Source organism: Exiguobacterium sp. s131 (assembly GCF_018617345.1).
GTDB classification, from domain to species: Bacteria; Bacillota; Bacilli; order Exiguobacteriales; family Exiguobacteriaceae; genus Exiguobacterium; species Exiguobacterium profundum.
Genome location: NZ_JACSJX010000001.1, coordinates 729,888 through 743,899, shown reverse-complemented (window position 1 = coordinate 743,899; position 14,012 = coordinate 729,888). Strand labels below are relative to the sequence as shown.

The following is a 14,012-nucleotide window of genomic DNA, read 5'->3' as shown; positions in this document are numbered from 1 at the left end:
CCTCGCCCGTCTTTTCCCTTTCGTTATATCGCTAAAACGCCAAAGAACTCTCACGAATGAGAGTCCTTGGCTACGGTGACTTCGAATTGTTTCATGAAACGTTGAATCCGGAGAATCGCTTCTTGTAGTTGTTCGAGCGAAGTCGCATAACTCGCTCGGACGAACCCTTCCCCGCTCTCACCGAAGGCGTTTCCTGGAACAACGGCGACACGTTCTTCGACGAGAAGACGTTCTGCAAATTCTTCACTCGTCAATCCAGTATGTCGAATCGAAGGGAAGGCATAGAATGCTCCGCCTGGCACGTGCGTCGGTAGCCCTGCTTCATTCAACGCTTGAATGAAATAGTTTCGACGTTGACGATAACTTTTCACCATACTCGGCACGTGCTGCTCACGAGTCCGAAGTGCCTCGAGTCCACCGAATTGAACGAGCGTCGGTGCACACATCATGCCGTATTGATGGACCTTTAACATCTCTCGCGTGACGATTTCCGGTGCGCATGTGAAGCCAAGGCGCCATCCAGTCATCGCGAACGCCTTCGAGAAACCGTTGACGACAATCGTCCGGTCTCGCATGTCGTGAAGCGTCGCAAAGCTGACAAATGGTTCGTCGTAACAGAGTTCCGCATAAATCTCATCGCTGACGACCCAAAGGTCATACTTTGTCGCGAGCTCTGCGATTTGTGCGAGTTCATCGCCATTCATCGTGGCGCCCGTCGGATTGGACGGGAAGCAGAGCAAGATCGCTTTCGTCCGTTCTGTGATGGCTTGCTCGACGTCTTCCCGATCGAGTCGAAACCCTTTTTCCGGACGACATGCGACAGGGACGACGGTCCCACCTGCCAACTCGATGAGTGGACCATATGAAACGAATGCCGGTTCGACCACGATGACCTCGTCCCCTGGATTGAGAATGGCACGGAATGCGATGTCGAGCGCCTGCGATGCCCCAGTCGTGACAATCAATTCAGACGTCGGATCATACTCGACTAAAAAGCGTTCTTTCATATAAGTAGCGATCTCTTCGCGCAGCTCGATGAGACCGGCGTTGGCGCTATACGCCGTATAGCCTTCTTCGAGTGCGGCATAGCTCGCTTCTCGCACGTTCCATGGTGTGATGAAATCCGGTTCTCCCACCCCGAGAGAGACCACGTTATCCATCGTCTGTGCTAAGTCAAAGAAACGGCGAATGCCCGATGGCTTCATCGAGACGACTTGATTCGATAAAGACTTCATGGCGTGATGTTCAACCGCTTATCTTCAGTTTGTGGGGTGAACAAGATCCCGTCATGTTTGTACGTCTTCAATTTGAAGTGGGTTGTCGTCGACAAGACCGAATCAAGCGGCGATAGCTTGTCTGAGACAAATGAGGCGACGTCTTGAAGCGAGTTCGCCCGAATGACGACTTGAAGGTCATACGCTCCCGACATCAAATAAAGCGCCGTCACTTCTGGGAAGCGATAAATACGCTCGGCCACGTCGTCAAATCCGCGTCCTCGTTTCGGAGTGACTTTAACGTCAATGAAGGCAGTGACATCGTGACGATTGATTTTTTGCCAATTGACCATGGCACGAAATCCGAGGAGAATCCCGTCTTGCTTGAATTTCTCAAGCATCGATTCAATCGTCTCCTCATCGAGTGCCAACAAATCAGCCAACATCTTCGTCTCGAGATACCCTTTTTCTTCTAACAGCTCTAACAACTCAAGTTCTTTTGATGAATACATACTTATTCTCCTTCCGTTCGACCAGGTAGCACGCCTGTGAACGTTCTCTCTGTCTGTCTCACGAATGCACGTCGTTCCTCCTGAACGATATGGAAATTCTTCATCTCCATGTCTGTCAGACCGTGTTTTTGACAGAAATGATCAAAATAACGACGTCTCGTTTCATCCTGTTTTGCCGACAGGTTATCCGTCCCGTTGAAGGCGTAAAGTACCGTCGCACGCGCCGGGTGTGACACCGTGAATGCATCCATCACCCTCAACAAGAAATCCCAATCCCAGTAGTTATAGACGTCTTCGTCGAATAGACCGATCGTGTCATGAATCGATTTGCGATACATCGTGCCCGAAGGGATGAACGTCGAGTCCTGACGCATCCGCTCTCGATCAAACCCATAAGCGAACGGTTCCCAGTCCGTCACGACACGACGGCCCGCTCTCCATTCGAATCGGAACAGCTCAGCGTCCGAATAGACGAGGTCTGCCTGTTGAAGGTCGCGTAGTCCCTCCTCCAAGTGTGTCGGCATGAGCAAATCGTCATCGTCTAGTAGCAAGATGACATCGCCTCTCGCCTCGAGAACACCACGATTACGGGCCCGGACGTGATGGTTCTCACCCACTTCAATGACACGTGCATCCAATTGATTCAAAAAAGGCGCCAAAAGGTGTTGTTTTGGCGGCCCTTCATTATTCATGACCAAGACCTCAAACTGCTGAAATGTTTGGACCGTTAGACTTTCAAGCAGTTCCGTCAGTTCCGTCTCGCGTTTATAAGCCGGAATGACAATCGAGACAATCGGTTTCATCCGCGATATGCCGTCTCAACGAGTGGAAGAATTGCTTCCCAGCTCACACCGTTCTCCTTTGATACGGTCACAAAGTCACCATAAGCAAAGACACTCTCCACGCCTTCGATTTCAACTAGTTTTGCGAGGAGCGGCTGATTTGTCGCTTCGCCCGCCTTCACACTTTGACTCTTGGCGCCAAACACGTTCTCTGGAAGTGTCACTTTCATCGCATTCGGATTCGGTGTTGGATCAATTCGTAACATTATTGGTTCCTCCTTATAGTTGGCAAGATGACGATACGAGGAGTCGCTGCGCCATCTCGAAAATCTCTGTTTCTGGTGGACACGCATCGAACGCTTCAAGAAGCGTTCGGCGAATCACTTCGGTCAATTGTTCGGGAGAATCGACATAGGTTAATGCCATCATGACTTCATCAAACTCAGGTCCGTATGAACCTGCCCCATAACCGAGTGGGTCCCATGTTAATAATAAGTCTTCTGTACGCACTTGTTAAACCCTTCTTTTCGCTGAAATTCCATGTCCTACTTCACCAATCTACCTTACTTTTTACTCGGATACCAGCCTTGACAAATGGATTCATATTTCTTGATTCATCAGAACACTATATCTAGTATGAAATGAATATGCAGGTATTTTGATAAGTAACGTCAAATACAATCCATTCCACCTCAAACAAACGGATGAAATGTTTCATCAAGAGTGATGAAATCGAATTCATCAATTTGTGAAAAAACAAGCAAAGACAATACATAATTTTTTTTCATCTCAGTTCTCTGTCTCAAATTGGGTCATGAAGCCCTTTTGGAGCAAAAGCAAAAAGGTGACGGGCACATTCCAGAATGTCAAGGATTGAAAAACTAAATATAGGTGTTTTATGATTAAAAAGATAAAAAAGTGTCAATATATAGTTAACGGGTATTTTGATTGTTAACACGATATTGTGACAGGTAAGGAAGTTCTTATTATCCTTTTATAACGTCTACACCATCTAAAGGAGTGATCTATTTTGACATCCCCTATCCACCACGAGACGATGCTACCAGCGGCTCCAACGCTTTCTGACGTCTCTTCTCTTATTCAATCTATCCAGACACGGTATCCTCACTTAAGCGTAGAGCGCTATGAAGAACGGGCTATTCGGGCGCTCGAGACAAAAACGCTAACACAAGATGTAGTATATGACTTATTGACGATGCATGCCCTCGATATGTTGAAAGCCGAAGAACCGGACTGGACGTTCGTGGCAACGGAAATGTACTTGAACCGCCTCTATCTTGAAGCGGCACGCAACCGCGGTTACGAAGCATCTATGCGTTATGGTAACTTCTATCAACTGGTCGAGACGTTAACATCAAAACGAATTTTCACGTCAGCTCTTCTCGATACGTATTCAAAAGAAGACATGGACCATCTCGAAACATTGATCGATCCATCCCGTGACCGTCTCTTCACATATATCGGACTCCGCACGTTGTCGGACCGCTATCTTGGGCGCGATCATGTGAAGAACCTTTATGAGCTTCCACAGGAGCGCTTCATGGTCATCGCAATGACGCTCATGCAAAAAGAAGACGAGACGACTCGCTTGAAGCTCGTCGAAGAAGCTTATTGGGCTTTATCAAACCTTTATATGACGGTCGCGACACCAACGTTGTCAAACGCCGGCAAATCATATGGACAGCTCAGCTCTTGTTTCATTGATACAGTCGACGACTCTCTCCGTGGCATCTATGATTCGAACACCGATGTGGCGACACTCTCAAAAGGTGGCGGCGGAATCGGTGTCTACCTCGGGAAAATCCGTTCACGCGGTAGTGACATCAAAGGATTCAAAGGCGTCTCAAGTGGTGCTCTTCCTTGGATGAAGCAGTTGAATAACACAGCCGTCTCGGTCGACCAACTCGGTATGCGTCAAGGCTCTATTGCCGTCTATTTAGACATTTGGCATAAGGACATCTTCGAATTTCTCGACGCGAAATTGAACAACGGGGATGAGCGCCTCCGGACACACGACTTGTTCACAGGCGTCTGCCTCCCAGATCTCTTCATGCGTACGGTCGAGGCACGCGGCGACTGGTACTTGTTCGATCCACACGAGATTCGTACCGTGATGGGATATAGCCTTGAAGACTATTTTGACGAATCAGAGAACGGTGGAAGCTTCACAGAGAAATATATGGAATGTGTCAACACGCCAGAATTATCTCGTGTGACAGTTCCAGCCATCGACCTTGTAAAACGTTACATGCGCTCACAACTTGAAACAGGTACACCATATATGTTCTTCCGAGACGCAGTGAACCGCGCAAACCCAAACAAACATGCAGGGATGATTTACAGTTCAAACCTTTGTTCCGAAATCGCGCAAAACATGTCGGCAACGACAATCGAAGAAGAATACACACAAGACGGAAAAATCGTCATCACAAAGACACCTGGTGATTTCGTCGTCTGTAACTTGAGTTCAATCGCACTTGCTCGTGCCGTGAAAGCCGATGTGCTCGAACGACTCATCCCGATTCAAATGCGTATGCTCGATAACGTCATCGATTTGAATACGATCGAAGTTCCACAGGCGATGATCACGAACCAGAAGTATCGTGCAGTCGGTCTAGGAACGTTCGGTTGGCATCACTTGCTCGCACTAGAAGGAATCCGTTGGGAATCGGTCGATGCCGTTCAATATGCAGAGAAACTCTATGAAAAAATCGCGTATCTCACAATCCAAGCATCGATGGAACTCGCCAAAGAAAAAGGAGCATTCGGCGTCTTCGAAGGTTCAGAATGGCATACAGGCGAATACTTCAAGCGCCGGAACTATCGTTCACACGACGACCTCGATTGGGACGGTCTCGCAGCAGAAGTACATCAAAACGGCGTCCGTAACGCCTATATGATGGCCGTTGCACCAAACTCATCGACGGCGATTATCGCTGGTAGTACCGCATCGATTGACCCGGTCTACAAAAAGGTCTACTCAGAAGAGAAGAAAAACTATAAGATTCCAGTCACGGTTCCCGACTTGACGCCGGACACGAACTGGTTCTATAAATCAGCATTTGAAATTGATCAATTATGGAGCATCCGTCAAAACGCGGCTCGCCAGCGCCACATCGACCAAGCAATCAGCTTCAACTTATACGTGAAGAACGATGTAAAAGCGACAGAGCTTCTTGCGATGCACCTCGAGGCATGGTCTCTTGGCATGAAGTCGATTTACTACACTCGTTCGACGACCGTCGAAGTCGACGAATGTGAGTCGTGCGCTTCGTAAACCGTCGTCATAATCATTATGTACATTTTATAGAAAGGTGGTCCACCCTATGAACATCGCAATCATCTGTCATTCGATGAGTGGAAACACGGAAGAAGTGGCATCGCTCATCGAATCGACACATCATCGCCGTGGCGATACGGTCGTCCGCTATGATGCCGATCGCGTCGGATATCGCGAAGCAAAGTCGCTCGCTTCGTTCGACCTCGTCTATTTCGGCTCTTACACGTGGGCAGACGGAATCTTACCAGACGAAATGAAAGATACGTTCCGCCTCGTGTTAAAGGAACTCCAAGTGCCGATTCGACAAGCTGCGGTATTCGGAACCGGTGACAAGATGTTTGTACATTTCTGTCGCGCTGTTGACGAGATGGCGTACCACCTTTCAAAATACGGAATCCCACTTGCCGGGGAACTGCTTAAAATCGAGCAGTCCCCACGTAACCAACCGTTCAACGTCCAACATTGGGCAGAGCGGATGGCTCACCATGTAGAAGAAGGAGTTATGCATCATGTCGATTCAGAAAATCAAATTATTGTCGCCCAAACATCCTAACCGGGCAACCGCCATCATTGGCGGGGAAACGAGTTCGATCGTCAATTGGAACGATATCGCGTATCCTCAGTTCTATACCATTTACAAACAGTTATTATCGAACTTTTGGATTCCTGATGAGATCTCAATGTCTAAGGATATGCAACAATGGCCGCAATTGACTGAACGTGAACAGGATGCATTCAAACGGATCATCGGACTGCTCTCGATTCTCGACTCGGTCCAGACACGATACATCCTCGAGTCTTCTATGTTCTCATCTGACTCGTCTGTACACGCCGTTCTCGCGGTCATCGCACAACAAGAGGTCGTGCACAATCAATCATACAGCTATGTCCTATCAAGTCTCGTGCCACTCGCTGAACAAAATCGAATCTTTGACATCGCCAAAGATGATGAAATGGTCATGAAGCGCAATCAATTCATCTTGGACTTATATGAAGCGTTCCGCGAGACTCCGAACGCTGAAAACTTTGCGAAATCACTCGTTGCATCCGTCATTCTAGAAGGCATCAACTTCTATTCAGGATTCGCTTATTTCTACAATCTCGCCCGCCACCAAAAGATGGTCGGTACATCCACGATGATCAGTTATATCCAACGTGATGAGATGCAACATTCTTACTTCATCAGCCAGCTCTTACGTGCCGTGCTGACAGAAAATCCGAAGATTGATGAAAACGGAAAGTTCAGTCAGTTCGTATACGACACGATGGCAGAAGCGGTCGACCTTGAGATCGAGTGGTGTGAATACGTTCTCCGTGACCTCGATGGACTCGACGTCAGTGAAATGCGAGACTACGTCAAATACTTGGCGAATAAACGCCTCCGCGTCATCGGTCTGAATGACTTGTATGAAGGATTTGACGAAGATGTCATGCCTTGGATCCGGGCATACTCAGATGACTCGCTCAATGCGACAAAATCTGATTTCTTCGAACAAAAGTCACGTTCTTATGCGAAAGTGACAGACGCGAACGGATTTGATGATCTATAAAATTGAACCGAACCGATTTAATCGGTTCGGTTTTTTGTACATCGAAAAAACCCAGACAATCATGTCTGGGTTAATTCAAATCAATAATAAGTCTGAACATATTTGGCAATTCCTTCAGCCACACCTTCCGCCATTTGCTGACGAGACGTGTTACTTCGAAGGTAAGTCAAATCTGTTGGTGATGAGATAAATCCTAATTCGACGAGTGCAGATGGCATTGTATTATACGTAATAACGTAATAATTAGCTGTTTTCACTCCTCGGTTCGACATTCCACTCATTTTACCCGCCAAGTTGCTTTGAATGTTTGAAGCAAGGACACGACTTCGAGCGCTGTGCGCAGACTGAGAAGAAAAGAACGTTTCTACCCCTTTCGCAGATGATGAACCGGCTGCGTTGACGTGCATACTTACAAACAAATCACCACGTAACGACTTCGCTGCAGCAACTCGCTGATCTAGAGTCAAATAGACATCAGTCGAACGAGTGAGACGTACATTGTAATCATATTTTGAGCGAAGATAAGCTTCTACACGTTTCGTTACATCGAGTACAATCGTTTTCTCATAGAGAGATCCATTAACTGCTCCCGAGTCTTTTCCACCGTGTCCTGGATCAAGGACGATGACTGTTCCAGTCGATGTGCTCGGCTTAGATGTCATCACGAATGCTGAAGAAATGAAAGCATCTTGTCCGTTGAACTTGATTTTATGGAAACCATTGGTTGTCCCATAATGTAAAACAGCTGTTCCGTGATTGAGTTGACCAACCACATTCGAATCAAGACTCGCTTTCGAACGAACGTTCAATACATCACCTGGTGTGTTGATGTATACCGTACCTTTTGGTGCAGCTTCCGGCGCAGCCGGGGCTTTCCCTTTCGTCAACCACGAACTCGCTGTGTAGTAGACTTTCGAGCCGATCTGAACAGTCGACCAACTCGAATTGTACGCTTTGTATGAAACAGCCGTGTATTTCGGAAGAACCATGAGGACTTCCGAACTCTGATGGGTTTTTCCAAACAAGTTTACTGTACGGTTAGCATACCCTTGCGTGAGTCCATCATCTGGTTTCGTTGTCGTCGGAGGTTCTGTCGACGTTTTCGAAGTAGAGATCCAAGCTGTCGGTGTGTAATACGTTTCACTTCCGAGATAGACAATCGACCAACTCGAGTTGTATTTGCTCGAGACGACAGCCGTGTTCACGGGAAGTATCTTCTTCACCGCCGACCGTTGATTCCGCTCAGCGAAGAGTTTCAGCTCCCGGTTTGCATACCCGTCTTTTTTCTCTACACTGCTATCCAATGTACCTTCTGTAATGCCCCAAGTCGGTGTGTAGTACGTTTCGTTCCCGATATAAACAATCGACCAGCTCGAATTATATTTGCTCGAGACGACAGCCGTATGTTTCGGAAGAACTTTCTGCACTTTCGAACGTTGGTTGCGTTCAGCGAACAACTTCAACTCACGGTTCGCGTAGCCATTTGTCCGCTCCACATTCGATTCTGTCAGTTTCGGTGCGATGTAAGCTTTTGCGGCATAGTACGTCTTGCCATTTAGGTAGACTTTTGCCCAAGAAGAATTATGAACGGCATACTTCACTTCCGTCCCCTTCTTCAACGTGGTCACAATCGTCGCCGATCGATGGGACGTGACGCGAACGTTTAAATTCGCAGTCGTCACTCCAGTAGACGTTGCCGCCTGCGTCGTTAACGAACTTGAAGTGGATGAAAGTTTTCGAATGTACTGGGCCGAGGCATAGTATGTACGATTGTTTACATACACTTTGAGCCATGACTGATTATACGTTCCATACTTTACTTTCGTGCTTTTTGGTAATGTTTTCACTACCTTCCCACTCAGACTAGGGGATGTACGAATGTTCAAATTGACAGTCGTCTCTCCATCATAAGTTGCAGCTTCGACAGATGGAAGTTGCATCCCTAACAAGAGGACCGTTAAGATGAGGGCAACTTTCAATAGTTTCATTTTCATCCAAAATATTCCTTTCTCATTGCGGCATTTCCTACTAACAACAATTTCATATTAGCATAATACTTTTTTAAAAAAAGTAAATATTTGAAAAAAAAGATGAATGTTTTTGATAAAAAGGTAAATGTTTTTATTTTGCTGGTCGGATAATCAGAAACGTCTCCGTTCCGTAATCTTCGATGGCGACAGTAAAGCCTTCTTTAACGAAAGGATTCTCTATACCAATCAATCCATCTCGTCTCTGTTGAATCACAAATCCATCCAGTCCTTCAATCGCTGCAATGCGATAAAACCGCTCGACATGTTGTTCTCGTTCTATATATCGGTCGAATCGCTCAAATGATTTAACTGGGACCCCGCCCCAATAGCGACCTGGCTGATGCGATAAATAAGTACGCACCGATGTCTCCGTGATCGGGTCCGGCGTGTGGTCAAATCGTCCGAAGTCCCGGGCCGACTTCTCTTCGATGAGGGCAAAGAGTGAATCGAACAGATTGAGATAGTAAGACGCTCCAAGAGACAAAACGGCACGCTGCAATTGCTCGATATGATGCTGTAGTGATTGACCTTTACGGTTCGGTTTTAACTTCTTATCGCCTTCATAAGCGTTCAAAATCCGCGCCACTTCTCCTGCCTCTTCAACAATTTGAAAATACAGCTTCTCTTTCGATTCTCCTCCCTCCGCCTCTGGTTGCTGCAATGCAATCGCATACTGGTTTGCTAGACACGTGGAGATCACTAGTACATCAAGTAACTCCTCTTTCAACTCATCCCGCGCCTCTCTCCTTAACGCGCCCCCTACTTCTCCTACCTCTTCTAACAATCGTGCTAGCCCGGATAAAGGTCTCCAGTAACCACCTAAATGAAGAATCATCGTATCGATTTTCTGTTGAACTTCTCTCACGTTCATTCACCTATCTTTCTGCTTTATTTACCGCTTACATGATATACTATGCTCAACCTAGTTGTCCGGAAAGGGTGGGTTCCACATGTCGTCGGCAAGACTTTGGCAATTGCTTCGATTCATTCTCGTCGTTATCGGTTTCTTTTTAATCACTTGGCTATTGAATATACTTTTCGAATATACATATCCGTTCGTATTTGCCTTGCTCTTGTCCTTGATGACCGTCCCGCTCGTCAACTTTTTCGAGCGAAAATCAAATATGCCTCGTGCACTCGGCACTCTCATTTCCTTGATCATCGTGCTTAGCATCGTCGTCGGAATCATCACCATCGTCATCATCCAATTGATTCATTATGCAACGGTGGCAGCGGAACGACTCCCTGAACAAATTGAGACACTCACCGAGTTTATCCAACGACTGTTCAATGAAAAAATCGCACCGCTCGTCAATGATGCATACCAGAGCTATCAGCAGTTAAATCCCGGACAGACGACCTCGCTCGAGGGAGGAATCACCGAGCTCGGTGTCCAACTCGCCTCAGCGATTGGTGTCTTGTCCCGCGGAGTGGCCAGTGTGCTACAAAACATGTTAGCAGCGCTTCCGCTCGTCTTGTTGCTCGTGGTCGTCATTGTCCTCGCCTGGTTCTTCATCACAAAGGATTGGCCATCATACGTCAACTCACTGAATCGTCTGAACAAACGAAAAGGATTCAAAGAATTCGAGGAAGTGATGATCAACCTCAAGTCTGCCCTATTTGGATACGTCCGTGCCCAGTTCACGCTCATCTCCATCACATTCGGGATCGTCTTGATCGGAATGCTCATCCTCCGTGTTGACAACCCGCTCTCTTTCGCTTTACTCGCGGGGTTCTTTGACCTCTTGCCTTATTTGGGGGTCGGTACGCTACTTATTCCTTGGGCCGCCTATGCCGCGGTGACAGGTGATTGGTTCGTGGCCATCGGATTGGTCGTGTTGTATATCATCGTCATCGTCCAACGCAACTTGGCTGAACCGAAAATTGTCGGTTCCCATATCGGATTGAATCCACTGGTCGCACTCATCTCCATCTTCGTTGGATTAAAGCTATTCGGTGTACTCGGCTTTATCGTCGGGCCCGTACTCGCCGTCCTGTTGAAAGCCGTATACAATGCCAAAGTGTTTCATTACATATGGCGATTTATCGTCGGTCCGCCTACGACGACAGCAAAAGAGCGATGAAATGTTGATTTCATCGCTCTTTTTTCATTTGAGGTACAGCCACTACGGGTTGATCGGATTCTGCCGGCTGAAGCGAGAGACCACTTGTCCCCGCTTCATAGGCAGCTACCGCCAAGATGCACGCATCGATAATATCGTCGATTTGGACGTTCGACATCTTCCATTTCCATGGAGAACTTTTCGAGTATTGCCGAAGTAACTCGATTCGCTCATCCTGCCCTTCGACCGTCTTTTTCGAATGACTTGCCTCATGTCCCATCATGACCGAGAAACAAACTTCCGGATGTGATTCGTAAACGTCAGATGCCTTCACCTGCTGAAACTCACGGATCCGGGGAACAAGATTCCACGCTTGTTTACTAATTCCTTTGCCAACCAACGCCCGACTCCTTTCATTCGCTTCCTCATAAGTCGCTTCTTGCAACACCTCTTGAATCGGCGGAGTGAAGACGGACGACTTTCGTTGGCTGAGTCGGCAACGCATCCACGCATCGCATTCGCGGCTCGGATGGTCGACCGTTCCTAAATCTTTCGGCATATCCACAAAATGCATGGCACCATCAATCAGCAACTCCTCCAACGTCTCCGAAATCGTTAAACAAAGTGAGATGCTGTCATATGTGATCCGTACCCAGCCGCCACGTGCACCATCAATTCCTACTCCTACCATGTCGTACCTCCTGTAACATCATCAACACGCCAAATACGGCGAGAAACACTGTACTCCCTAACCAAATACGGTTCGGCCAAACCGTGTAGCATAGGCCACACAGAATCGCCAAACCGATTACGCCACCTGCTCTTACCGCTCCCACGATTCAATCATCCGTGCGAGGGTTCGAACCATGACACCCGTCGGCCCCTTCGGACCGAGGTCATTCGCTGCCGCTCGTTCGCTCGTTCCTGCAATATCGAGATGTAGCCATGGTGTATCGCCGACAAACTCACCGACAAATGCGCCACCAAAAATCATATGCCCGAAACGACCTGGTGAGTTGTTCAAGTCGGCAACTTCCGATTTTCTCACCTTGTCGATGAAGACATCGAAATATGGCATCTGCCACACGAGTTCGTTCGTCTCACGGCTCGCCTCTTCAAGAGAACGATAGAGGGTATCGTCGTTCGTTAGACAGCCCGTCACGTCTGTCCCGAGGGCGACGAGAACGCCACCTGTGAGCGTAGCCACATCGATGATGGCTTTTGGTTCATACGTTTTCGCAAACGTGACCGCATCCGCTAATACAAGACGTCCTTCTGCATCCGTGTTCAATACTTCGATCGTCTTTCCATTCATGGCCGTGATCACATCATCTGGTTTGAACGCATCTCCAGAAATCATATTGTCGGTCGCACCGATGATGCCAATCACGTTCCGTTTTGGTCGCGTCAATCCGAGGGTCTCGAACAATCCGAGGACGGTAGCAGCGCCACCCATATCCCCTTTCATCCCGACGATGCCATCTTTCGGCTTAATTGAATAGCCGCCTGTGTCGAACGTGACACCCTTCCCGACAACGGCAATCGGAGCTTCTTCTGCCCCACGATACTCGAGTACAATCAATTTTGGAGGAATCGTCGACCCTTGGTTGACTGCGAGCAATGCCCCCATACCTAGTCCTTCCATCTCTTCTTTTTCAAGAATACGGTATTTGAAATCATGACGTTTCGCCAACTCAACCGCGTAATCCGCTAACGTCTCCGCTGTCAAAATATTGGCCGGCATCATCGTCAACGTTCGAGCGACATTGACCCCTTTCCCATAAGCCACACCCGCATCGATATCCGTCTGGTCCACGTCACCGAGCAACGTGATCGTCGGTTCTTCGACCGTTTCATTTGGAGCAGACTTATATGTAGGATGGGCATAGGTCGCCATTTCATACGCTTCTGTGAATATGCGTGCGGCACCATCCGTAAACGTATCAAGCGCTACGGCGACGTCCTTCAATCCACGTGACTTGATCAGTTTCGAGACTTTCCCGAACCAATTCCGAACATTCTCGGTCGTCATGTCATTTCGTTGACCAAGTCCGACAAATAAAACACGGGTCGTCTCACCGGCGAATGTCGGAAGGATTGTCACTTCCCCCGTCTTCGTAGAGAGGTCTCCTGATTGAATAAGCGCTTTGACGCGTCCATCAAACAATGTGTCGAGTCCCTCATCGATAGAATCAGCCGCTCCAATTCCGACGACGATTGTCTCGTAAGAATCGGTCCAATTTAATTGAGCAATTTGATACATATTGCCACTTCCCTTCTATATATATGGTAAGCATAACGAACTTCTCCAAAATAATGAAATAGTATGCGTAAGAGTCAAGAAATCTTCGAATTCATGGGCTATCTCCTCGTTGTGACGTTGTTTTATTTTATGATAGGATAAGAAAGTACGCAATCGGGCTTCTCTTCATCGTGAAGTGAGGCCAATTTGACTGGTCGAGGCTTCCCCTAGTCGTAGACCGTTGCTACTTTAACTTTCTCCGTTCTCGTTAATTCTTTTTTCTTTTCGGGTATGAAGTAACGAGGCAGGAAAGTACAC

General features: G+C 47.6%; 13 protein-coding genes. 4 read left to right on the top strand and 9 right to left on the bottom strand.

Annotated elements, in window-relative coordinates; genetic code table 11:
* Window positions 1-50: 50 nt before the first annotated feature.
* From KNO69_RS03905 to KNO69_RS03885, 5 genes are read right to left on the bottom strand one after another with little or no spacing between them, the layout of a single operon-like run.
* Window positions 51-1,235, bottom strand: a complete 1,185-nt coding sequence (locus KNO69_RS03905; RefSeq protein WP_078147233.1) for an aminotransferase — start codon at window positions 1,233-1,235, stop codon at window positions 51-53.
* Window positions 1,232-1,726, bottom strand: coding sequence for an Lrp/AsnC family transcriptional regulator (locus tag KNO69_RS03900; RefSeq protein WP_012726802.1), 495 nt, complete (start codon window positions 1,724-1,726; stop codon window positions 1,232-1,234). Before KNO69_RS03900 ends, KNO69_RS03905 begins: the two co-directional genes overlap by 4 nt.
* A 2-nt stretch (window positions 1,727-1,728) precedes the next feature.
* The gene (locus KNO69_RS03895) at window positions 1,729-2,529 is read right to left on the bottom strand and encodes a glycosyltransferase family 2 protein (protein WP_078147234.1); all 801 of its coding nucleotides are present in this window, start codon (window positions 2,527-2,529) and stop codon (window positions 1,729-1,731) included.
* The gene (locus KNO69_RS03890) at window positions 2,526-2,774 is read right to left on the bottom strand and encodes a NifU N-terminal domain-containing protein (RefSeq protein ID WP_078147235.1); all 249 of its coding nucleotides are present in this window, start codon (window positions 2,772-2,774) and stop codon (window positions 2,526-2,528) included. The genes KNO69_RS03895 and KNO69_RS03890 overlap by 4 nt, the downstream gene beginning before the upstream one ends.
* Before the next feature lie 13 nt (window positions 2,775-2,787).
* Entirely contained in the window at window positions 2,788-3,018 is a 231-nt protein-coding gene (locus tag KNO69_RS03885; protein WP_074036415.1) for a DUF1871 family protein, read from the bottom strand.
* Window positions 3,019-3,550: 532 nt separating this feature from the next.
* Here KNO69_RS03885 and KNO69_RS03880 point away from each other — a divergent pair.
* Genes KNO69_RS03880 through KNO69_RS03870 form a run of 3 tightly spaced genes read left to right on the top strand, consistent with a single transcriptional unit; the run spans window position 3,551 to window position 7,359 of the window.
* On the top strand, window positions 3,551-5,806 hold the full coding sequence (locus tag KNO69_RS03880) for a ribonucleoside-diphosphate reductase subunit alpha (RefSeq protein WP_371328165.1): 2,256 nt from the start codon (window positions 3,551-3,553) through the stop codon (window positions 5,804-5,806).
* Between the two features lie 49 nt (window positions 5,807-5,855).
* Window positions 5,856-6,362, top strand: a complete 507-nt coding sequence (locus KNO69_RS03875) for a flavodoxin domain-containing protein (protein WP_012726807.1) — start codon at window positions 5,856-5,858, stop codon at window positions 6,360-6,362.
* Window positions 6,319-7,359: a ribonucleotide-diphosphate reductase subunit beta gene (locus KNO69_RS03870; RefSeq protein WP_074036411.1), complete on the top strand. Its 1,041-nt coding sequence runs from the start codon at window positions 6,319-6,321 to the stop codon at window positions 7,357-7,359. Before KNO69_RS03875 ends, KNO69_RS03870 begins: the two co-directional genes overlap by 44 nt.
* 80 nt (window positions 7,360-7,439) lie before the next feature.
* On the opposite strand, the gene KNO69_RS03865 is transcribed toward KNO69_RS03870, so the two are convergent.
* Together KNO69_RS03865 and KNO69_RS03860 are read right to left on the bottom strand one after the other, a co-directional pair.
* Window positions 7,440-9,353 carry an N-acetylmuramoyl-L-alanine amidase family protein gene (locus KNO69_RS03865; RefSeq protein ID WP_078147237.1) on the bottom strand — a complete coding sequence of 638 codons (1,914 nt, stop codon included), beginning with the start codon at window positions 9,351-9,353 and terminating at the stop codon, window positions 7,440-7,442.
* 127 nt (window positions 9,354-9,480) lie between these two features.
* A complete protein-coding gene (locus KNO69_RS03860; RefSeq protein ID WP_078147238.1) occupies window positions 9,481-10,260 on the bottom strand; it encodes a nucleotide pyrophosphohydrolase in 780 nt (259 codons plus the stop codon).
* 79 nt (window positions 10,261-10,339) lie between these two features.
* On the opposite strand from KNO69_RS03860, the gene ytvI reads away from it, so the two are divergent.
* Window positions 10,340-11,473 carry a sporulation integral membrane protein YtvI gene (ytvI, locus tag KNO69_RS03855; RefSeq protein ID WP_214730448.1) on the top strand — a complete coding sequence of 378 codons (1,134 nt, stop codon included), beginning with the start codon at window positions 10,340-10,342 and terminating at the stop codon, window positions 11,471-11,473.
* Window positions 11,474-11,483: 10 nt separating this feature from the next.
* On the opposite strand, the gene KNO69_RS03850 is transcribed toward ytvI, so the two are convergent.
* On the bottom strand, window positions 11,484-12,143 hold the full coding sequence (locus tag KNO69_RS03850) for a DUF429 domain-containing protein (protein WP_078147240.1): 660 nt from the start codon (window positions 12,141-12,143) through the stop codon (window positions 11,484-11,486).
* Between the two features lie 132 nt (window positions 12,144-12,275).
* Window positions 12,276-13,715: a leucyl aminopeptidase gene (locus tag KNO69_RS03845; RefSeq protein WP_078147241.1), complete on the bottom strand. Its 1,440-nt coding sequence runs from the start codon at window positions 13,713-13,715 to the stop codon at window positions 12,276-12,278.
* Window positions 13,716-14,012: the final 297 nt, after the last annotated feature.